This is a genomic window from Marinomonas maritima (assembly GCF_024435075.2).
GTDB classification, from domain to species: domain Bacteria; phylum Pseudomonadota; class Gammaproteobacteria; order Pseudomonadales; family Marinomonadaceae; genus Marinomonas; species Marinomonas maritima.
The window spans coordinates 388,363-410,121 of record NZ_JAMZEG020000003.1 but is presented as its reverse complement, the minus strand read 5'-3'; the positions used below and the strand labels follow the sequence as shown (position 1 = coordinate 410,121).

The window sequence follows — 21,759 nt, the reverse complement described above, 5'->3', positions numbered from 1 at the left end:
CACTTTAACCTAGTGACTTCTATTATCGTAAATCCAAAGAGATACAAAAGCTCTTTGGTTGTGATCTAACGTTAGTAAGTGCTTCGGCATGAAACTACTTTGGGTTATATGGTCAAGTGACCAAGCGTGCACGGTGGATGCCTTGGCAGTCAGAGGCGATGAAGGACGTGGTAATCTGCGAAAAGGTTCGGGGAGTCGATAAACAGACTTTGATCCGAACATGTCCGAATGGGGGAAACCCACCCGCTTGCGGGTATCGTATGGTGAATACATAGCCATACGAGGCGAACGAGGGGAACTGAAACATCTAAGTACCCTTAGGAAAAGAAATCAACCGAGATTCCCTAAGTAGCGGCGAGCGAAAGGGGATTAGCCCTTAAGTTATTTTGGTGTTAGTAGAAGGCTCTGGAAAGAGCCGCCGTAGAGGGTGATAGCCCCGTATACGAAAATGCCATTATAGTGAAAACGAGTAGGACGGGACACGTGATATCCTGTCTGAATATGGGGGGACCATCCTCCAAGGCTAAATACTCCTGACTGACCGATAGTGAACCAGTACCGTGAGGGAAAGGCGAAAAGAACCCCTGTGAGGGGAGTGAAATAGATCCTGAAACCGTGTACGTACAAGCAGTGGGAGCGGACTTAGTTCCGTGACTGCGTACCTTTTGTATAATGGGTCAACGACTTATTTTCAGTAGCAAGGTTAAGCATGTAGTGGAGCCGTAGGGAAACCGAGTCTTAATAGGGCGTTTAGTTGCTGGGAATAGACCCGAAACCGGGCGATCTATCCATGAGCAGGTTGAAGGTTGAGTAACATCAACTGGAGGACCGAACCCACATCCGTTGAAAAGGCTGGGGATGACTTGTGGATAGGAGTGAAAGGCTAATCAAGCTCGGAGATAGCTGGTTCTCCTCGAAAGCTATTTAGGTAGCGCCTCGTATCTCACCATTGGGGGTAGAGCACTGTTTGGGCTAGGGGGTCATCCCGACTTACCAACCCCATGCAAACTCCGAATACCAATGAGTGCAATTACGGGAGACACACGGCGGGTGCTAACGTCCGTCGTGGAAAGGGAAACAACCCAGACCGTCAGCTAAGGTCCCAAAGTTACAGTTAAGTGGGAAACGATGTGGGAAGGCTTAGACAGCTAGGAGGTTGGCTTAGAAGCAGCCATCCTTTAAAGAAAGCGTAATAGCTCACTAGTCGAGTCGGCCTGCGCGGAAGATATAACGGGGCTCAAACTGTACACCGAAGCTACGGATGCTTAATTTATTAGGCATGGTAGAGGAGCGTTCTGTAAGCCGTTGAAGGTCAAGCTGTAAGGCAGGCTGGAGGTATCAGAAGTGCGAATGTTGACATGAGTAACGATAAGGGGAGTGAAAAACTCCCCCGCCGGAAGACCAAGGTTTCCTGTCCCATGTTAATCAGGGCAGGGTGAGTCGGCCCCTAAGGCGAGGCAGAAATGCGTAGTCGATGGAAAACAGGTTAATATTCCTGTACCGATGTATATTGCGATGGAGAGACGGAGAAGGCTAGGCCAGCACAGCGATGGTTGTCTGTGTTTAAGGCGGTAGGTTAGGTGCTTAGGCAAATCCGGGCACCTCCCTTTAGTGGGAAGATCGAGAACTGATGACGAGCCCTCTTTTGGGCGAAGTGGTTGATGCCATGCTTCCAGGAAAAACTTCTAAGCTTCAGATATACATTGACCGTACCCCAAACCGACACAGGTGGTCAGGTAGAGAATACCAAGGCGCTTGAGAGAACTCGGGTGAAGGAACTAGGCAAAATGGTACCGTAACTTCGGGAGAAGGTACGCCGGCCGGTGTGAAGGACTTGCTCCGTAAGCACTAGTCGGTCGAAGATACCAGGTGGCTGCGACTGTTTATTAAAAACACAGCACTCTGCAAACACGAAAGTGGACGTATAGGGTGTGACGCCTGCCCGGTGCTTGAAGGTTAATTGATGGGGTTAGCGCAAGCGAAGCTCTTGATCGAAGCCCAAGTAAACGGCGGCCGTAACTATAACGGTCCTAAGGTAGCGAAATTCCTTGTCGGGTAAGTTCCGACCTGCACGAATGGCGTAACGATGGCCACACTGTCTCCACCCGAGACTCAGTGAAATTGAAATCGCAGTGAAGATGCTGTGTATCCGCGGCTAGACGGAAAGACCCCGTGAACCTTTACTATAGCTTCACAGTGAACTTTGAACCTATTTGTGTAGGATAGGTGGGAGGCTTTGAAGATAGGACGCTAGTTCTATTGGAGCCAATCTTGAAATACCACCCTGGTATGTTTGAGGTTCTAACTCAGGTCCATTATCTGGATCGAGGACACTGTGTGGTGGGTAGTTTGACTGGGGCGGTCTCCTCCCAAAGAGTAACGGAGGAGCACGAAGGTGTGCTCAGCATGGTCGGAAATCATGCGTAGAGTGTAAAGGCAAAAGCACGCTTAACTGCGAGACAGACACGTCGAGCAGGTACGAAAGTAGGTCTTAGTGATCCGGTGGTTCTGTATGGAAGGGCCATCGCTCAACGGATAAAAGGTACTCCGGGGATAACAGGCTGATACCGCCCAAGAGTTCACATCGACGGCGGTGTTTGGCACCTCGATGTCGGCTCATCACATCCTGGGGCTGAAGCCGGTCCCAAGGGTATGGCTGTTCGCCATTTAAAGTGGTACGCGAGCTGGGTTTAGAACGTCGTGAGACAGTTCGGTCCCTATCTGCCGTGGACGTTTGAGATTTGAGAGGAGCTGCTCCTAGTACGAGAGGACCGGAGTGGACGAACCTCTGGTGTTCCGGTTGTCACGCCAGTGGCATTGCCGGGTAGCTACGTTCGGACGGGATAACCGCTGAAAGCATCTAAGCGGGAAGCCTCCCTCAAGATAAGATCTCACTGGGACATAAGTCCCCTAAAGAGCCGTTCGAGACTAGGACGTTGATAGGTTGGGTGTGTAAGTGCTGTGAGGCATTGAGCTAACCAATACTAATTGCTCGTGAGGCTTGACCATATAACACCAAAGTGGTTTTAAAGAATAATACTTTAAAAACACAGACACAGATTACGATACACATCAGCAATGATGAACATCGGTTTAACCTTGATTATTGTTATTTCAAAAAAGAATTGTTAAAGATCCAAGCATGTCTTCGCGTGTTTTGGTGGGAAGAAACAGAGGATAGACATTATCATCTAAAGACACCACCGGAACGAACGCAGCAGAATTGCTTGACGATCATAGAGGCGTTGAACCACCTGATCCCATCCCGAACTCAGAAGTGAAAAGCGCCATCGCCGATGGTAGTGTGGGAGATCCCATGTGAGAGTAGGTCGTCGTCAAGCTTAAATTAAGAGAGCCCTGATAGCTAACGCTGTCAGGGCTTTTTTTTGGCTGAAATAAATGGTTAAGAAAAGTGATCAGGGAAGGCGTCGTCTATCTTGGTGCTGGAACATAAAGATGCCTGATAGTGTGTGAGGTGATTGAATGCAAACTTACAGTATAAATACCCTCATGTATTCTTGCTAATCTGGGGATAAGCCTTTTTTTATGCACAAAAAAAGCCTGCTTCATTCTGAAGTGGACTTTTGTATAGGCGGGATATGGATTAACGCGTGTTGTCTGCTAACTCACTGAGTAGGACTTGTTGGGCACTTCGGTACTCGCCTTTTCGCGGTTTGGATAGCTGCTAGGAGAGCGCGTTGAGTATTAAAAGTTATACCTAATAAGGCCATAATCTCATTAGGTGAAGCATTTTGAGGTGCCGTGAGGGCGTCTTTAAATTGCTGTCGGTGTTGCTCAGGATCAAATGAAATAGATGAGAAGGGGTTTTGTTTCACCCGAATTCAAGTCCGAAGTGCGACACTTTTTATTTCAAGCAACTAAGCACATTTCTTTAAAAACCATCGCTGGTTGCTTGAACCCTAGACACTTTTTTGGACGATAGTTTATTCGTCTCATCGCGAAGTGTATTCTCTCTTCTGTAACTTCTCTTAAATCAGTGCCTTTGGGTACATACTGCCTTAAAAGTCCGTTGCTATTTTCATTAGCGCCACGCTCCCAAGAGCTATATGGATGAGCAAAATACACTTTCGTATTTAATGCTTCAGCTATCTCAGCATGGTAGGCAAACTCTCGGCCATTATCGGCTGTGATCGTGTGTACATGATCTTTAAACGGCATCAATAACTCTATAGTCGCTTGAGTCACATCTTTAGCTGATTTCGAATCCACTTTCTTTATGAGGTAAAAGCGCGTCTTTCTTTCTAACAAGGTGACGATAGAACCTGTTCCATGTTTGCCTAAAACAGTGTCTATTTCCCAATCACCAAAACGCTTTTTTGTCTCTACAATGGCTGGGCGCTCATCAATAGAGACCTTGTTTTTAATCACTTCTGCTTTCGTTCGCTGGCCTTTCCGGTAGCGTTTTTTTCCTTGTCTCAAATGGCGATAAAGTGTCCCTTTGTTTCTTTTGTCATCATGGATGTACTGATAAATCCATTCATGACTAACAGGAACACCACAGTTTTTGAGTACGTCAGAGACTTGCTCAGGACTCCAGTCAATTTCAATTAAAATACGAATAAAATCAATCGTCTTTGATGATATACGATATTTAGCGGATGTTTTTCGCCGTATTAAAAAAGCGCTTTGAGCTTTGTCAGGGCAATATTCTGTTACTTTTTTATTCCGCTTTAGCTCACGATAAACCGTCGCTCTATGACAATTCAGTGTTCGTGCAATATTTGCCACTGATATTTCTTGTCCTAAAAGAGCGGAAATCTGGTATCTTTTGCCTTCGGTCAACTGCTGATAATTCATGTTGGTACTGCTTCATTCTGTGGTAAGAAGAATCATACCAACTTCAGCAGTTGGCTTCCTCTACACCTCTATTGCAGTGTCGCACTTATTATCTGAATTTAGGCATAACTAAAAAATAAATCTATCTAATTCATACCGACAGTTTTTACTGTTCTTATCTGATTACAGGTAACATTTTATTGATATTTTTTTCAAAACTTAGTTGACCTAGAGATTCAAAGCGGGCTAGAATGAACTTCGTTTAAAAGAGTTGGCAATATTTATGTCCAGAGTTGCGAATAATACGTCAGTATGTTCGTCCTGTTAAATCATAAGTAATACCGAGTTTTTTTAGCACTATAACGTAGGTGATAGCACTTACGTATAAATTAACTTAACCTACAGGATAAACAGACATGTCTGACGTAGTAACTGGTACAGTAAAATTTTTCAACGAAACTAAAGGTTTCGGTTTCATTACTCAGGATTCAGGTCCTGATGTTTTTGTTCACTTCTCTGCAATCAACACTTCTGGTTTCAAAACTTTGGCTGAAGGCCAAAAAGTTGAATTCCAAGTAGCTCAAGGCAAAAAAGGCCCTGAAGCTCAAAACGTTACACCTTTATAAGGTAACGTTGCTGAGGATTCTCTCAGCAGTGCGAATGCTAAAAAGCGACTTTTAAGTCGCTTTTTTTGTTTTTATAGATCGAGATAGGGTCTTTCAATACTAAGGCTTTTCTATATCCAGTTTGATGTTGTTAATTATATTCTGGTTGGTATTACGGAGGTTAATTATTGTGGCAGCTAAGTCATTACAAGAGCAGTTGTTGGGTGTAGGTCTCGTTGATAAGAAGAAGGTTAAAAAATTAAAAGCAGAGACCTTACAACATAAACAAAAAGTTAAAAAAGGCAAAATTGTTACCACTGATCATGATGAGCGTTTGGAAGAGCTGAAGCGTCAAAGAGATGATAAAGCAGAGAAAGATCGAGCTTTGAATTTGGAGCGACAAAAGCTTGCTGAGTCTAAAGCGGTGCAAGGGCAAATTCGTCAGATGATAAATCAAAATCGTGTTCGAAAAGAAAATGGCGATATTGCTTATCACTTTACTGATAATAAAAAAGTGAAAAAACTGTATATTAGTCAGTCAATGCATGATGATTTGAGCCGTGGGCGCTTGGCTATCATTAAGCTTGATCAGCAGTATGAACTTATTCCTGAACCGGTTGCTGTGAAGATTAATGAGCGGGATTCTTCGTACGTACTTGTTTGTAATAATCGTGTCGAGAGTGTTGATAATGACCCCTATGCAGACTTTCAAATTCCTGATGATTTAATGTGGTAAAAGATTTTTTTACACGCCTAAGGGGGGGTCTCTGACCCTCTAGCTCATTTCTACTTTGATTTCTTCGTCTTTCTCTAAAATCATTCCACTTTAATTGTTACCTTTCTTCGAAAATCCGCTGTGTGTTTACGCAATATTTTCAAAAAATGCATTCTAAAGTGTCATTAAAGTAAAAAAATTCACATTTCATTTTGTTTTTAAATTTAAGATATTTAAGCGGTTGAAAAATAGCAATTTTATTTATTTTTACGATATTTATATGACACTCAATATCCTTTTTTAATTATATATTTCATAAATAAAGATCATAAAATGGATAATGCATGCAAGTAGCTCGCATAAGGTTGTCAATTTCTGTGAAATGTTTAAATTGTTTGACTGTTGCTTGCACATATCAAGCGCCTACAAGAAAAAGCTAAATATTTTAAAGGGAAACGAGAATGAAAAAATCGATTATTGCTATTGCTGTGTCCAGTGCTGCACTTGCTTCTGTATCAGTTCAAGCTGCTGAAGGTTCTACAGTAGATGTTTACGGTAACATTCAATATGCGTACATAGACAAAGATGCAGGAAGTAATTTTGAAGATAACGGGTCGACTATCGGCTTGAAAGGCGAAACAAAAATTAATGATGATCTAACTGCTTTCTTCAAGTATGAGCTAGAAGCTGACGCTGATCAAAAGTCTGGTGACGTTAGCGTTGGTCTTGACCAAGCGTTTGTTGGTTTGAAAGGTAACTTTGGTAAAGTACAAGTTGGTTCTTTCGACACTATTTACAACAATGCTATTCAAGACTCTGTTGATCAGTTTGAATATCTAGGTATGACAAACGCTGCAAAAACGACTGAAGGCGATACGATTGCTTACTTCTCTCCTTCTATGAATGGGTTTGAAGTTCAAGTTGCTGCCCAAGTTAAAGGTGACAATAGTGAATTAGCTGCATCTAATACAGATGGTACTTCAGTTATGGGTGTTGTTAAATACTCTACTGATCTAGTGTCTGTTGCATTGGGTTATGATTCTCGTGAAAATACTTCAGCGACTGATCCTAAAGCGACTACAGGTTTAGCCGTTACAGTTATGCCGATGGCTAACTTGTCTGTTACGGGTAAGTATGAAACGACTGAAGATACTCAAGATGTATTAGGTCTAGCTGCCCGTTACGGTTACGGTGTTGGTGATGTGTACGCTTCTTATCAGAATGTTGATCCTGATGCTGCTGGCTCTAATGACTTTAACGAATACGCTGCTGGTGTAACTTACAGCCTTGCATCTAACGTTTATGTGTTCGGTGAAGTTGGTAAGTATGAGAATGCTTCTAACAACGATACTGATACTCAAACTTCTGTTGGTGTTTACTACGGTTTCTAAGATCTTCTTTAATAGGTGATTTTATTTACTCTAAGGCTCCTATTTGTCTAATTAAGGTAGGAGCCTTACGTTAAGCAAGATCATTCAAGGTTCCATATTTCTTCTCTTGTAGGCGGATTTGTTGGAACATTTTGGCACCAGATGGCAACATCTGGTGCCTTTTTTTATTGTGCAGTTTTATTTTAAAAATAAGGAATAACTTGATTGTTATTTAATCAAGCCGTTAAACTTATTTTTTAAGGTGGCTGGCAGTTAATTATGCTCAACATGGACTTTTCTGAAACGGTATTCATGGATACGGGCAAAATTGATTGGATTGCCAGTCCTATGTCTGGCGTTCATAGAAAACCTTTGGCAAGAGAAGAGGCTGAGCGAGGTCATGCGACGAGTTTGGTACGCTACGAAGCTGGTTCTGTTTTTCGTCCTCACCCGCATCCATTGGGTGAAGAAATACTTGTATTAAATGGTATTTTTTCCGATGAAAAAGGCGATTTTAAGGCTGGTAGTTATTTCAGGAACCCTCCAGGTACTAGTCATGCTCCCCATAGTTTTGATGGCTGTTTCTTATTAGTGAAGTTGCACCAGTTTCAAGTGTCAGACTTGAATCAGGTCTATGTCGAAACACCTAGTATTTGGTCATCTAGACAGTCAGAAATCTTGTCACTTTATCAGTTTGGTGTAGAGAGAGTTTGGCTTATTCGTATTCGAAATGGTGACGATATATTAAGGCAATTGGACTTATGTTCTTCCGTTGAGTTATTCATTATATCTGGGCAGGCACAATACGGTGGTAATCTAATGACTACTGGCGGTTGGCTACGAGAGCCTGAGTTTTCATTAGACCGTTGGAATGTTGTGTCAAATTGTTTTATTTGGTTAAAAGCAGGGCACTTTTAAATTTAGTCTGCCTATTATTTTGAGGTTTATGTGACACATATTATACCGGAACAAAAGCGTGTATTTTTGCCTGTTGTGGAAAGTGATCAGATTTTCCCAGTTGGGCGAGTGTATTGCGTTGGTCGAAATTACGCTGAGCACTCAAAAGAAATGGGCGATGATCCTGAAAGAGACCCTCCATTCTTTTTTGCGAAAGATGCGTCATGTGTTGTTCCTGCTGGTTTTTCTGACGTGACCGATATTTCCTATCCTATGGCTTCGTCACAGTTCGAATATGAGGTTGAACTTGTTATTGCTATAGGTAAAGCGGGTCGTAATTTAACCGCGGAACAAGCAGTTGATGCAATCCTTGGCTACGCTGTCGGTTTGGATATGACACGACGTGATCTCCAGGCGCAAGCAAAAAAGAAGAGTCGTCCTTGGGAGGTAGGGAAATCATTTGATGAGTCTGCCCCAATAAGTCCAATACGTTTAAAAAATGATCGTCTTACTGTTGATATTGCAAAAGCGGAAATTGGTTTAAAGGTTAACGGTGATATTAAGCAGATTAGTCGTGTTTCAAATTTAACTTGGTCTATTGCAGAGGTTATTTGTAAATTATCAGAGGTTTTTGAATTAAGACCGGGTGATTTGATCATGACAGGTACACCTGAAAATGTAGGTGCTGTTGTTGTTGGCGATGAAATGGTGGCTTGGGTTGAGTATCTTGGCGAAATTAGAGTGAGCGTTACCGATTAAATTCAGTAAACCTATCGAGTAGAGTCGGCATTGCTGGATGCTGATATTTTGCTAATAAGTGAATTGCGACTTCTGCTGTACATAACCCTGCGACTTTTTGGTTGCGACGTTTGCTGTAAACGGACTTTATGTCTGCTATCTCATAATGTTTGAATCGTTTCAGGTAGGGGGATTGGTTGTAAATTTTTCGAGCTTGTTGCCAGGTACCATCAATGATTATTATGTTTTTTACCGTTATTCCGCTGTCGTGATGGTATTTGAGTTCTTCATTTTCACACAGATAGATGAGTAGAGTATCTTCTGGTGATAAATTCAAAATAGTTTTGCTCGGCATGACTCTAGACCACTCAATGATGTCACATTCATTTTTCAGTATTTCTTTGACTAGCTTTCCGGTTCCAGTTATTTTTTTGAATTCTTCACTGTGTGTTAGCAGCCAAATTTGCATTTAATAAATTCTCTTTGGAAAAGTGTATTTTACTTAACTTTAGTGGATGGTGAAAATAGAAAAGCCTAAGTTTGATCTAATGAAAAGTGGTTAGAACAAACTTAGGCTTTTAGTTCGTAGTGAGCTAGAGTATTTTACTCTTTACCAATAGAACCAATTTTATGGATGGATAAGTCTGCGCCATTGAATTCATCCTCTTCGCTTAAGCGTAATCCACTGACGACTTTAACCATGCCGTAAACAATAAATCCAGATAATGTGGCAACTATAATACCACCTAGGCTCCCTATAAGCTGAGACATAAAGCTCACGCCGCCTAAACCTCCAAGTGCCTCTGATCCGAAAATTCCTGCTGCAACGCCTCCCCATGCACCACAAACGCCATGCAACGGCCAGACACCAAGAACATCATCAGTGTGTTTGAATTTTTGCTGAATATGGGTGAATAAAAATGTGAAAATGGCGCCAGCAAATGCGCCAGTCGCCAATGCGCCAATGGGGTGCATAATGTCTGATCCCGCGCATATTGCAACAAGCCCGGCCAATGGGCCATTATGAATAAACCCCGGATCATTTTTGCCAAATATCATGGCAGCAATAATGCCTCCAACCATGGCCATTAGAGAGTTCACGGCGACCAAGCCGCTAATGCCATCTAGCGTTTGTGCTGACATGACGTTAAAGCCAAACCAGCCTATACAAAGGATCCAAGCCCCTAATGCAAGAAAAGGAATGTTTGATGGTGCAAAGGCGACTAATTTACCATGCCTAAAACGGCCATTACGAGTGCCGAGCAAAATAATAGCAGCAAGAGCAACCCAGCCTCCAAAAGCGTGAACGACAACTGATCCTGCAAAGTCATGAAAAGGAGCACCATATTGTTCTTCTAACCAGCCTTGAACTCCATAATTTCCATTCCATACGATACCTTCAAAAAATGGATAGGCGATACCTACAATAGCGGCGGCGGATATTAACATAGGGTAAAATTTTGCTCGTTCAGCAACACCGCCTGAGATAATCGCTGGTATTGCGGCGGCAAATGTCATCAAAAAGAAGAACTTTACAAGTGCGTAGCCATTCTCCTGAGACAGGGTGGCTGCACTTTCGAAGAAGTTAACACCATAGGCAATTTGATAGCCGACAAAGAAATAGACAAGTGCCGATACTGCAAAATCTGTCATGATTTTGACGAGCGCATTGACCTGATTTTTATGACGTACTGTACCGACTTCTAAAAAAGCAAATCCGGCATGCATGGCAAATACCATGATCGCGCCAAGTAGTATGAAAAGAGTATTTGAACTAGAAACGAGCATTTCTACTGCACTGTTTGTGGCTGTCACGGATGGCTCCTAATGTTTTTATTGCACCGTAATGGATTTTCTCACTTTCCGGTGCTCTTTTATGGGGCTTTATGGGCTTTTTATTCTGTCAATCTGAAATCGTTCTGGAATTAAGCAATAATTATTCCAGTTGTGCATTTTTTTGGTGCTTTCTTTTTTATCTTTTGGAAAATGCACTGTTTTGGATTTTTGGTGGTTTGATTTCCGTAGGTGCGCTTTGAGTTTTGAATTTGCACTATGGTTGTTACGTATTAACTATTACTTTTTTTAACAATACTTGGTTTCTATTTTATTTTTTACGACATATTATCGAAGTGTTAGCGTATTTATTTAGTTCGAATTTTCTATATTATGTTTAACGGTTAGATCGTTGCTGAAAGTCTAATTATTTTTAGCGTAGTTAAAAGATTGCTTATTTAAGGGCAACATAAAAAATGAGGTTGTTATGTCAGGTCAGTTAGTATCAGGTATTGTTAAGTGGTTTAATGATGAAAAAGGGTTTGGATTTATTGAACGTGAAGGTGGGGCGGATGTTTTTGTTCATTTCCGTTCTATAAACGGTGATGGTCGTCGTACTCTACAAGAAGGTCAAAAAGTGACTTTTGAAGTCACTGATGGGCAAAAAGGTCCTCAGGCTGAGAATGTAACTATTGTATAGTTAAACCTTTGATTATTTTCAAAAAGCCATGCTTTATACAGCATGGCTTTTTTATGCTTATAATTTGTAATATGTACGCTAAATGTCGGAGGTTATTGTGTTGCCAGTGCTGTATTCGTTTAGGCGTTGCCCTTATGCCATAAGAGCTAGATACGTTATTGCTCTTCTCGGTGTGCCTGTGTATTTAAGGGAGGTTGTCTTAAAGTCAAAGCCTGTTGCCTTATTATCCTTAGGCGGTCGGTCAAGTGTGCCTCAGCTTATAGATGTCGATGGCGCTAGATACCCAGAAAGCTTGGATATTATTTTTTGGGCGCTTTCGAAGGCAGATAGTTACATTTCTTTGGATACTCTATGGCCCTTTCAAATTATTAAACAAAATAAAGTGAAAGCATGGATAAAATATAATGATCGCTTCTTTAAGTATTGGTTGGATCGTTATAAATACGCAGATCGATACCCTGAATTTAGTGAAGGTTATTACCGTCGTAAAGGAGAGGTCTTTTTACAGCGTTTAGATAAACGTTTAAAGGAAAGTGCATTTATATTTGGTGAGAGTGTTAGTGTGGCAGATATTGCGGTGTTCCCATTTGTGCGACAATTTGCTGCTGTTGATCAAGCATGGTTTGAATTATCTGAATATCACAACGTAAAAGTGTGGTTGGCTAAGTTTTTGAATTCTGAAAGGTTTAAATCTGTTGTGATGGTTAAAAATACAGCTTGGGAAGCAGGTCAAGAGGAAATCCTCTTCCCTGCTCGCTAAGCGGTTCGTGGTTACTGGATATTAATCGATTAGCCCAAAGGTAACCCAATATAAAAAGCTTGGGTCAGCGTCGTTTGGAAGTTCAAGGGCAATGAAGTTACCTTCACTGTCAATATGCGAAGAATTGGGGAAGCTTTGCTTCAACACGGCAAGATTTATTTGCGCTAGATCTGTCTGTTCTAGATCATTATAAGATTGGACTGAAATCGCCAGAGCTTCTTCGACAGACCGAGTGCTTGGGTAATGCTGAATGACTTCTTGGCTGCGACGTAAAGCAGAAAGAGGTGCTTTTCTTTTTAGATAATAGTGAGCCACTTGCAATTCATGGCGTGACACCATTTCACGTAAATAATACATCCGTGCTTTTGCATCAGGAGCAAAGGTGCTGTTCGGGTAGCGAGAGGTAAAGTCTGCAAGTTCATTAAATGCCTTTGCCAGTTCTTTTGAGTCTCTTTCGCTTGGGTCTAAGTTTAGATAGCGAGACATTAAGCTCTCGGCACCTTTGTAAGTAGAAAGTGCACGCATGTAATAGGCGTAATCGACGGAGTCATGTTCCGGGTGATTTTTGATGAACCTATCGGCGGTCGCGTGGGCGGCTATGAAGTCACTGGCTTCAATTTGGGCATAAATTAAATCCAGTTCTGCACGAGCACTGAACTCACCAAATGGGTAGCGAGAGTCTAAATCTTTTAGGTGTTTTATGGCGGTGGAAGGAAGGTTTTCTTCCAGTGCTTGCTGAGCTTTATCGTAATAAGTACGTTCAGGCAGGTCTGGTTCTTGTACTTGTTTGCTGGAGCAAGCAACAATGAATAAAGAAAAACTAACTATTCCAGAGAATCGGAGCAACGAGTGATGAAATCCCATGTATAATCAAAACCTTGATATGGTAGTAGATTAGCCTAAATCGGCATTTTGTAGCGTTATATTGCGAAAGATGATGAAGTGCAAGGCGCTACACGTTTTTTTCACTTTCAGACTCAATGATAAAATCAATGAACTGAAAACAACAGACTTAAGTACATTGTATGGCAGAGCGCATAGTAAAAGAAGCCCAAGTTCCTTTCGATTTGGGTGGTAATCGGTTTGATCAGATCGCGACGGAATTGTTTAACGACTATTCACGTTCACGTATCCAAAGCTGGATTAAAGAAGGTGCCTTGAAAGTAGATGGTCAAATCATTAAACCAAAAGAAAAGTTGTTTGGTGGTGAGATGGTTACACTTGATATTGTTATCGAGGCTCAAGAGGACCATGAAGCGCAGGAAATGGCGCTCGATATCGTTTATGAAGACAGTTCAATTATGATTGTGAACAAGCCCGCGGGTTTGGTTGTGCATCCGGCTGTTGGTAATCGTGACGGCACTTTAATGAACGCGATTCTTCACCATGCTCCTGAAACTGCACATATACCGCGTGCAGGCATCGTACATCGGCTTGATAAAGAGACTACCGGTTTAATGGTTGTTGCGAAAACGTTAGTAGCGCAGACTGATTTAGTTTCCCAGCTACAAGAGCGCAGTATGGGACGTGAATATGAGGCTATATCCATCGGTGTCATGACGGGTGGGGGCGCGGTGAATGAGCCCATTGGCCGCCATCCTCATAATCGTCAGAAACAAGCGGTGGAGCCTTTACATGGTAAAGATGCTGTCACGCATTATAGACTTGTTGAGCGCTTTAAGAATCATACGCATATTCGCTTGAAGCTCGAAACAGGACGTACCCATCAGATTCGTGTTCACATGGCGTTTATTCAGTATCCATTGATTGGAGACCCTCAGTATGGTGGTCGTCTGAAGATGCCAAAAGCTTGTACGCCGGAATTGCAGAGACAATTGCGTAGTTTTCGTCGACAGGCATTGCATGCTAAAAGGTTGGAGCTCTCTCATCCCGTTACTGGTGAATGGATGGAGTGGGAAGTCGATTTGCCTGATGATATGAAGCGATTATTGGAAGCGCTTAAAGCCGATACGCTAGAATCTGATAGCAGCGACTCAGAATATTTCTAAAAATAAGGCAGCTTCGGCTGCCTTTATTACTTACTACTGGTTTTGTTTGGAGAGACTGATGTCTTCTCATAAATCTTCTTTTATTCAGCCTAATTGGCCCGCTCCCTCTTCTGTTTGTGCTTATGTTTCTACTCGTATTGGCGGGGTCAGTTGTACACCGTTTGATGGACTGAACCTAGGCGTTCACGTACAGGACAATCCTGAAGCAGTCATTCAAAATCGACATTTGTTTGCGTCCTTTATCAACATGCCTGATTCGGTTGTTTGGCTAAATCAAGTGCATGGCACAGACGTTGTGAAATTGCCTTGCGACTTTTTACCTAAAAGCGCCGATGCGGCTTTTTCTGATGCTTTAAATCAAGTTTGTGCAGTATTAACAGCGGATTGCCTCCCCGTGTTTTTTTGTAATCAATCGGGCACACAGGTAGCGGTTGCTCATGCTGGTTGGCGTGGCCTATGCGCTGGTGTTTTAGAGTCGACACTGGCGCAATTTGATAATAAAAGTAGTGTCATGGCGTGGTTGGGGCCTGCGATTGGAGCGACAGCCTTTGAGGTTGGTGGCGAAGTGAGACAGGCCTTTATGACATTGTATCCTGAGGCGGAAGAGGCTTTTAAAGCGACGCAAGCGTCGGATAAATGGTTGGGCGACCTTTATTTGTTAGCGAGACAGCGCTTGCATGCCGCTGGCGTTACCCAAGTTTATGGTGGTGATCATTGTACTTTTTCAGACAAGGCGAATTTTTATTCGTACAGACGTGATGGTAAAACGGGGCGAATGGCCTCTGTTATTTGGATAGATAGCTAAATAATCCTCTGTTTTATTGATGGGTGTCAAAAAAATGACACTGAAGATCTTGAAAAGTCATTTTTGAGAACTATTAAGTTCTTAATCGTAATATTCCATCTTATTTTTCAAAGGATGTCAGATCATGCGTATAGATCGTTTAACCAGTAAATTGCAGTTGGCGCTTTCCGATGCTCAGTCCGTTGCCTTGGGGCAGGATCATTCTTATATCGAGTCGCTTCATTTGATGATTGCCTTGCTGGATCAGCAAGGGGGAAGTACTCGCCCTATTTTACAGCAAGCGGGCATTCCCGTTGCTAAATTTCGTGAAAGTTTAAATGAGTTGCTGTCTCGTCTTCCTAAGGTTCAGGATCATGATGGGAATGTTCAGATGTCACCTGAGCTAGGTCGGCTAATGAATTTAGCGGACAAAGAAGCACAAAAGAGAAAAGATCAGTTTATCTCTTCTGAATTGGTATTGATGGCGATGTTTGATGGCAAAGATGATCTTGCCAAAAGCCTAAAAGCAAGTGGTGTCACGAAGGCGGACATTGCCACTGTCATTGACAGCATTCGCGGTGGTGATTCTATTAATGATCCTGATGCAGAAGAAAACCGTCAAGCTTTAGATAAATATACGGTAGACCTTACCGCAAGGGCGGCAGAGGGCAAGCTTGACCCAGTGATCGGACGAGATGATGAAATTCGCCGTACGATACAAGTTTTGCAGCGTCGCCGTAAGAATAACCCCGTTTTAATTGGTGAACCTGGAGTAGGTAAGACCGCGATTGTTGAAGGCTTAGCGCAGCGCATTATAAATGGTGAAGTACCTGAAGGTCTAAAAAACAAACGTGTGTTGTCGCTTGATATGGCGGCGTTAATTGCCGGCGCTAAGTACCGCGGAGAATTTGAAGAGCGCTTAAAAGCTTTACTTAATGAATTGTCCAAACAAGAAGGGCAGATCATTTTATTTATAGATGAAATTCATACCATGGTAGGAGCGGGTAAGTCAGAAGGCTCGATGGACGCCGGCAATATGCTCAAACCTGCTTTGGCACGGGGGGAACTCCATTGTGTCGGTGCAACGACGTTGAATGAATATCGTCAATATATTGAGAAAGACGCCGCGTTGGAGCGACGCTTCCAAAAAATGCTAGTGGAAGAGCCGAGTGTATTGGATACCATCGCTATTTTGCGAGGCTTGAAGGAGCGTTACGAAGTACACCACGGCGTTGATATTACAGACTCTGCGATCATTGCGGCGGCTAAGCTTTCCCAGCGCTACATTACCGACCGTCAATTACCAGATAAAGCCATTGATTTGATTGATGAAGCCGGTAGTCGCATCCGGATGGAAATGGATTCTAAGCCCGAGGATATGGATCGTTTGGAGCGCCGCTTAATCCAGTTGAAAATTGAAAGAGAGGCACTTAAGAAGGAAAAAGACAAAGCTTCTAAGCTGAGACTGGCGGAGTTGGATAGTGAAATTGATGGTTTGCAGAAACAATTTTCTGATTTAGAAGAGATCTGGAACGCTGAGAAAGCTGCGGTTCAGGGGGCGCAAAAGCTGAAAGAAGAATTAGAAGCGGTTCGTCATGAGATGGAAGAGGCTCGCCGTAGTGGTAATTTAGCGAAAATGTCCGAGCTTCAGTATGGCGTGATTCCAATGCTTGAGACTGAAATCGAAAAGGCCAGTCAAGCAGAGGAAAATACAGAGACGCGGTTACTGAAAAGACGCGTGACGGAAGAAGAGATTGCGACTGTTGTTTCTCGATGGACGGGTATTCCGGTTGATAAAATGCTTGAGGGAGAGCGAGATAAGTTGTTGCGTATGGAAGGTGCATTGCATGAATCTGTGATGGGGCAAAATGAAGCGGTCTCAGCGGTGTCTAATGCGGTTAGGCGTTCTCGATCAGGTTTAGCAGATCCTAACCGTCCTAACGGGTCTTTCCTCTTCCTGGGGCCGACAGGGGTGGGTAAAACGGAGCTTTGTAAGTCGTTAGCGAAATTCTTGTTTGACACTGAGCAGGCAATGGTTCGAGTTGATATGTCTGAGTTTATGGAGAAACACTCGGTGGCTCGCTTGATTGGTGCGCCTCCAGGTTACGTTGGTTACGAAGAAGGGGGGTATTTGACTGAAGCTGTCAGACGCCGACCTTACTCTGTGCTATTGCTTGATGAGGTTGAAAAAGCACACCCAGATGTTTTTAACATTCTTTTGCAGGTTTTGGACGATGGTCGATTGACGGATGGTCAAGGACGTACCGTGGATTTTAGAAATACGGTTATTGTTATGACATCGAATTTAGGTTCTGATTTGATTCAAGAGTATAAATCTGCTGACCAGTATGAAGAAATCAAATCTAAAGTGATGGAAGTGGTAGGAATGCATTTTCGTCCAGAGTTCATTAATCGGATTGATGAAACCGTTGTGTTTCATCCTTTGATGAAATCGCAGATCAAGGGAATAGCAACGGTGCAACTGTCTCATTTGAACGAACGATTGGCGGAGATGGGGATGTCGTTAGTGTTAACCGATGCGGCCTCTGATCAGCTGGTTGAGGTTGGGTATGATCCGGTTTATGGTGCTCGGCCGTTGAAACGAGCGATACAGAAGTGGATAGAGAATCCATTGGCAAATGAACTACTGTCTGGTCACTTTGTTATCGGTGATCGTATTGTGGCGGACGTTGTCGATGGTACGCTGGTTTTTACTAAAAGCCAGTGAATAACTAGGCATAAAAAACTCTAGTCTTTTAAAAAGATTGAAGTGACCCCCAATAGTTGGACAACCAATATTGGGGGTTCTTTTTTATGTCAAAATACAGTCGTACTTTTAAAGTCGCATTAGCTCAACAATGTCTTAATGGTGTTTCATCACCAAAGGCGCTTGGAAAACAGCTGTCTATTCCACACAGTCAGATTCGCTATTGGAGCAAGGTCTATAGCTTCAATGGTAAAAAATCCTTTCTACCACCAAAATCTCCTCGTACCGCTAAAGATAAAGCCGATATTCTTAAAAGAATGTGGTCAGAAAATTGGTCATTACATTACACAAGTGCCTTTTACAATCTTTCCTCTCCCGGTACGCTTTGGGTATGGCTACGTGAGTTTGATCAATCAGGATTCCAAGGCCTCCAACCTAAACAGCGAGGGTGCACTTCTATGAAAAAACAGAGCCAAGAATCAAATGATAAATCTATTGATGAAATGACCGTAGAAGAGCTTCGTGAGGAGCTGGAATATCGTCGAACGGAGGTAGCTGTTTTAAAAAAGTTAGAAGCCTTGGACGAGATGAAACGCCAACAAGCCAAGAAAAAGCGTCAATCGTCCAAGGGTTAAGAGATCGGTTTAAGTTACCGAATTTACTTCGATCGTTGTCATTGCCGAGAAGTGTGTTTTATTACCACTGTCAACGATTAGCACAGCCTGATTCGTATGCTGAAGCGAAGAAAAAGATACAAGAGATCTTCCATGAACATAAAGGCCGTTATGGTTATCGACGTATCACCACAGAGCTTCGTAAAGCAAAAATAGAACTGAATCATAAAAAAGTGCAAAAGCTGATGAAATTATTGGGGCTTAAATCTAAAGTACGTCCTAAACGCTATCGCTCTTATCGAGGCGAAATAGGACGTATCGCTGACAATCTCTTATGCCGAAACTTCAAAGCGGACAGGCCGAGCGAGAAGTGGGTCACCGACGTGACAGAGTTTAATATTAAAGGGCAAAAAGTATACTTATCTCCCGTGATTGATCTGTTTAATCAAGAGGTGATTGCCTACCAGATTAAAAAAACAGCGCATTTACCGCTCGTGACTGACATGCTAAAAGAAGCTATGAGTGGCCTAAAAGAAGGAGAAACACCGATATTACACAGTGATCAGGGTTGGCAGTACCAGCAAAAGCAAACACGGCATCTTTTGGAGAAACATGGACTACAACAAAGTATGTCACGAAAAGGAAATTGCTTGGACAATGCTATGGCTGAGAACTTTTTTGCATTACTAAAAACGGAAATGTTCCATGGTGAAACCTTCGAGGATGCAGATGATCTGATCCAAAAACTTGAAGAGTATATTGATTACTACAATACAAAACGAATAATAATGGGGTTAAATGGCCTGACTCCGGTAGAGTACCGAAATCAGGCATTGTTAGCAGGTTAATAAAGTGTCCAACTTTATGGGGTCACTTCAGATTAGAGTTTTTTATGAGTAAAGCTTAGGCAATTAAATATCGAGAGTTACACCGATGAAATAACCATCGTAATCTTTATTAAGGAAATTAGTTTCTTGATCGATTGAACGATAACCGACTTCCAAGCCAAGAACGGGTAAAGGCTGGTACTGTATTTTGAATGATTGGTCAGTAATAGTGACATCATCAAATGAAGAAATGCTTTTAGATTCCGCTGCCAGTGTGACACCCGTGCCTGGAATCGCCAGAGAAGCGGCTAAGAAAAGCATGGGAACTGATTCGCTATCGCTAGATGCACCTCTATCCATGTCTAGACTGCGAAATGTAACGCCGCCTTCAATGCTAGCCCATAATATCCCCACGCCATAATAACCAGTGAAATCTAAGTGGCTAATGTCTATTCCAGAAGGGTCTGATTCAAAGTCCCATACATCTAAGCGCAGATTTGGAATTAGTGGGATAGGGTGTTGTACATCAAGACTTACATAGGTTGCAGATCCATCATCACCGTCAAAAAGACCAGCTTCTGCGTTAGCGCCAAGAATGTCGGCATTGGCAGCACCTGCTAGCAATAGTGTTGATAGAGTAAAAGCAATCTTTGTTGATTTCATAATTAGCGTCCATATATCAAGTTGGATAAATTTTGTCTAATTATAGATTGAAGAGAAGTAAAATCCAATGAAATAAGGAAAAGGGATGATGTACTGTGAAGATTATTTACATAGATGGCTGGGGTAGAAGGATTCGAACCTACGCATGACAGGATCAAAACCTGTTGCCTTACCGCTTGGCTATACCCCAATAACTGATTTTCTTTTCGCTGGTGGCTATGACTAGATTCGAACTAGTGACCCCATCATTATGAGTGATGTGCTCTAACCAACTGAGCTACATAGCCTAAACTGTATATTAACTACTAATAAAAACTATCGATGGCTGGGGTAGAAGGATTCGAACCTACGCATGACAGGATCAAAACCTGTTGCCTTACCGCTTGGCTATACCCCAATATCGAATTGTGGTGGCTATGACTAGATTCGAACTAGTGACCCCATCATTATGAGTGATGTGCTCTAACCAACTGAGCTACATAGCCTTGTCTGTTGGCTGGGGTAGAAGGATTCGAACCTACGCATGACAGGATCAAAACCTGTTGCCTTACCGCTTGGCTATACCCCAACAGACTGACACAAAAGCCGCTTACATAAAATGATCTACTGCCTCTGTGGCGCGATATTATTCATATATCCGGTTAATGGGTCAAGTGTTTTCCTAAAAATGTTTTACAATAGGTTAAACATTAAAGCGAAAATGCATTACGTCACCATCTTTTACGATGTACTCTTTTCCTTCTAGGCGCCATTTTCCAGCTTCTTTTGCACCACTTTCACCCTTGTATTGGATGAAATCGTTATAGCTGACCACTTCGGCGCGAATAAAGCCTTTTTCAAAGTCTGTGTGGATCACTCCAGCAGCTTGTGGGCCGGTTGCGCCCTGTTTGACTGTCCATGCACGTACTTCTTTTACACCCGCTGTAAAGTAGGTCTGAAGGCCTAGAAGTTCATAGCCTGCACGAATCACTCGATCCAGTCCTGGTTCTTCCATGCCCATCTCATCAAGAAATTCTTGCATTTCTTCTGCATCTAGCTCGGATATTTCTGCCTCAAGCTGGTTACATATAGGAACCACCATTGCGCCTTCTGCTTCAGCAATTTCTCGTACTTGATCTAGGTGAGGATTGTTTTCAAAGCCATCTTCAGAGACGTTTGCAATGTACATGGTTGGTTTGGTTGTTAATAGATGTAGGGCACGGACTTCTTTTCTTTGGTCATCAGACAGTGTCATAGCTCGTACAGGAAGGCCATTTTCTAAGTGTTCTTTAATGCTTTCTAATAGTGCTTTGTGGGCAATAGCGTCTTTGTTACCACTTTTTGCATTTTTTGCGGTGCGAAAAATTTGTTTATCAATGGACTCGATATCCGCAAAGATCAATTCTAGGTTGATTACTTCAATGTCTAGTTTTGGGTTTACATGGTTTGAAACATGGATGACGTTTTCATCTTCGAAGCAACGAACAACGTGAGCAATTGCGTCCGTTTCACGAATATTGGCTAGGAATTTATTACCAAGTCCTTCACCTTTTGATGCGCCTTCTACAAGGCCTGCAATATCAACAAATTCCATTGTCGTGGCTAAAACACGTTCTGGTTTTACGATGGCTGCTAGTGCGTCTAGGCGTGGGTCGGGCATGGCAACAACGCCAGCATTCGGCTCGATTGTACAGAATGGAAAGTTCTCCGCGCCAATACCTGCTTTGGTTAACGCATTGAATAAAGTTGATTTACCGACGTTAGGTAACCCAACGATGCCGCAATTAAAACCCATAGTGAGATTCCTAAAATAATTAAGTT

Annotated in this window: 18 protein-coding genes, 5 tRNA genes and 2 rRNA genes; 14 read left to right on the top strand and 11 right to left on the bottom strand. The window is 42.5% G+C overall.

Features of this window, described 5'->3' with window-relative positions:
* The first annotated feature begins 110 nt into the window (after positions 1-110).
* Together M3I01_RS14135 and rrf are read left to right on the top strand one after the other, a co-directional pair.
* A 23S ribosomal RNA gene (locus M3I01_RS14135) occupies positions 111-3,009 on the top strand.
* A gap of 217 nt (positions 3,010-3,226) precedes the next feature.
* Positions 3,227-3,341 (top strand): 5S ribosomal RNA (gene rrf / locus M3I01_RS14130).
* A gap of 529 nt (positions 3,342-3,870) precedes the next feature.
* Here the strand turns inward: rrf and M3I01_RS14125 are convergent.
* A complete protein-coding gene (locus tag M3I01_RS14125) occupies positions 3,871-4,818 on the bottom strand; it encodes an IS30 family transposase (protein ID WP_255896519.1) in 948 nt (315 codons plus the stop codon).
* A 395-nt stretch (positions 4,819-5,213) separates the two neighbouring features.
* Between M3I01_RS14125 and M3I01_RS14120 the strand changes: the two genes are divergently transcribed.
* From M3I01_RS14120 to M3I01_RS14100, 5 genes are all read left to right on the top strand, one after another.
* A complete protein-coding gene (locus M3I01_RS14120; protein WP_024024079.1) occupies positions 5,214-5,423 on the top strand; it encodes a cold-shock protein in 210 nt (69 codons plus the stop codon).
* 169 nt (positions 5,424-5,592) lie between these two features.
* Positions 5,593-6,138: a DUF2058 domain-containing protein gene (locus M3I01_RS14115; protein WP_255896518.1), complete on the top strand. Its 546-nt coding sequence runs from the start codon at positions 5,593-5,595 to the stop codon at positions 6,136-6,138.
* A 440-nt stretch (positions 6,139-6,578) separates the two neighbouring features.
* Complete coding sequence (locus tag M3I01_RS14110; RefSeq protein ID WP_255896517.1) at positions 6,579-7,508, top strand: porin; 930 nt, start codon at positions 6,579-6,581, stop codon at positions 7,506-7,508.
* A gap of 258 nt (positions 7,509-7,766) precedes the next feature.
* Positions 7,767-8,405 carry a cupin domain-containing protein gene (locus M3I01_RS14105; RefSeq protein ID WP_255896515.1) on the top strand — a complete coding sequence of 213 codons (639 nt, stop codon included), beginning with the start codon at positions 7,767-7,769 and terminating at the stop codon, positions 8,403-8,405.
* Positions 8,406-8,435: 30 nt separating this feature from the next.
* On the top strand, positions 8,436-9,143 hold the full coding sequence (locus tag M3I01_RS14100; RefSeq protein WP_255896514.1) for a fumarylacetoacetate hydrolase family protein: 708 nt from the start codon (positions 8,436-8,438) through the stop codon (positions 9,141-9,143).
* Here M3I01_RS14100 and M3I01_RS14095 read toward each other — a convergent pair.
* Together M3I01_RS14095 and M3I01_RS14090 are read right to left on the bottom strand one after the other, a co-directional pair.
* Positions 9,133-9,591, bottom strand: a complete 459-nt coding sequence (locus M3I01_RS14095; protein ID WP_255896513.1) for a tRNA-uridine aminocarboxypropyltransferase — start codon at positions 9,589-9,591, stop codon at positions 9,133-9,135. The two genes, M3I01_RS14100 and M3I01_RS14095, sit on opposite strands and share 11 nt — an antisense overlap.
* Positions 9,592-9,725: 134 nt before the next feature.
* On the bottom strand, positions 9,726-10,937 hold the full coding sequence (locus tag M3I01_RS14090; protein ID WP_275565146.1) for an ammonium transporter: 1,212 nt from the start codon (positions 10,935-10,937) through the stop codon (positions 9,726-9,728).
* Positions 10,938-11,382: 445 nt separating this feature from the next.
* Between M3I01_RS14090 and M3I01_RS14085 the strand changes: the two genes are divergently transcribed.
* Both M3I01_RS14085 and M3I01_RS14080 read left to right on the top strand, forming a co-directional pair.
* Positions 11,383-11,595: a cold-shock protein gene (locus M3I01_RS14085; protein ID WP_112140838.1), complete on the top strand. Its 213-nt coding sequence runs from the start codon at positions 11,383-11,385 to the stop codon at positions 11,593-11,595.
* Between the two features lie 82 nt (positions 11,596-11,677).
* A complete protein-coding gene (locus M3I01_RS14080; protein WP_255896512.1) occupies positions 11,678-12,355 on the top strand; it encodes a glutathione S-transferase in 678 nt (225 codons plus the stop codon).
* A 21-nt stretch (positions 12,356-12,376) separates the two neighbouring features.
* Here M3I01_RS14080 and M3I01_RS14075 read toward each other — a convergent pair whose 3' ends face one another.
* Complete coding sequence (locus tag M3I01_RS14075; protein ID WP_255896511.1) at positions 12,377-13,219, bottom strand: outer membrane protein assembly factor BamD; 843 nt, start codon at positions 13,217-13,219, stop codon at positions 12,377-12,379.
* Between the two features lie 161 nt (positions 13,220-13,380).
* Between M3I01_RS14075 and rluD the strand changes: the two genes are divergently transcribed.
* The 5 genes from rluD (at position 13,381) to M3I01_RS14050 (ending at position 19,317) form a co-directional block, all read left to right on the top strand.
* Positions 13,381-14,364: a 23S rRNA pseudouridine(1911/1915/1917) synthase RluD gene (rluD, locus tag M3I01_RS14070; protein ID WP_255896510.1), complete on the top strand. Its 984-nt coding sequence runs from the start codon at positions 13,381-13,383 to the stop codon at positions 14,362-14,364.
* Between the two features lie 58 nt (positions 14,365-14,422).
* On the top strand, positions 14,423-15,169 hold the full coding sequence (pgeF, locus tag M3I01_RS14065; protein WP_255896509.1) for a peptidoglycan editing factor PgeF: 747 nt from the start codon (positions 14,423-14,425) through the stop codon (positions 15,167-15,169).
* 124 nt (positions 15,170-15,293) lie between these two features.
* Positions 15,294-17,876 (top strand): ATP-dependent chaperone ClpB, encoded by a 2,583-nt coding sequence (gene clpB, locus M3I01_RS14060; RefSeq protein ID WP_255896508.1) that lies wholly within the window; start codon positions 15,294-15,296, stop codon positions 17,874-17,876.
* Positions 17,877-17,962: 86 nt separating this feature from the next.
* Positions 17,963-18,490 carry a transposase gene (locus tag M3I01_RS14055; RefSeq protein ID WP_255896507.1) on the top strand — a complete coding sequence of 176 codons (528 nt, stop codon included), beginning with the start codon at positions 17,963-17,965 and terminating at the stop codon, positions 18,488-18,490.
* Positions 18,391-19,317 (top strand): IS3 family transposase, encoded by a 927-nt coding sequence (locus M3I01_RS14050; RefSeq protein WP_317133930.1) that lies wholly within the window; start codon positions 18,391-18,393, stop codon positions 19,315-19,317. Before M3I01_RS14055 ends, M3I01_RS14050 begins: the two co-directional genes overlap by 100 nt.
* 63 nt (positions 19,318-19,380) lie before the next feature.
* Here M3I01_RS14050 and M3I01_RS14045 read toward each other — a convergent pair whose 3' ends face one another.
* The 7 genes from M3I01_RS14045 to ychF all read right to left on the bottom strand — a co-directional run bounded on the left by M3I01_RS14045 (position 19,381) and on the right by ychF (position 21,733).
* On the bottom strand, positions 19,381-19,959 hold the full coding sequence (locus tag M3I01_RS14045; RefSeq protein ID WP_255896506.1) for a porin family protein: 579 nt from the start codon (positions 19,957-19,959) through the stop codon (positions 19,381-19,383).
* 115 nt (positions 19,960-20,074) lie between these two features.
* Positions 20,075-20,149 (bottom strand) — tRNA-Gln (locus tag M3I01_RS14040).
* 20 nt (positions 20,150-20,169) lie between these two features.
* Positions 20,170-20,246 (bottom strand) — tRNA-Met (locus M3I01_RS14035).
* Between the two features lie 35 nt (positions 20,247-20,281).
* Positions 20,282-20,356, bottom strand: a tRNA-Gln gene (locus M3I01_RS14030).
* A gap of 11 nt (positions 20,357-20,367) precedes the next feature.
* Positions 20,368-20,444, bottom strand: a tRNA-Met gene (locus M3I01_RS14025).
* Between the two features lie 8 nt (positions 20,445-20,452).
* Positions 20,453-20,527 (bottom strand) — tRNA-Gln (locus M3I01_RS14020).
* Positions 20,528-20,641: 114 nt separating this feature from the next.
* Positions 20,642-21,733, bottom strand: coding sequence for a redox-regulated ATPase YchF (gene ychF, locus M3I01_RS14015; protein ID WP_255896505.1), 1,092 nt, complete (start codon positions 21,731-21,733; stop codon positions 20,642-20,644).
* Between the last annotated feature and the right edge of the window lie 26 nt (positions 21,734-21,759).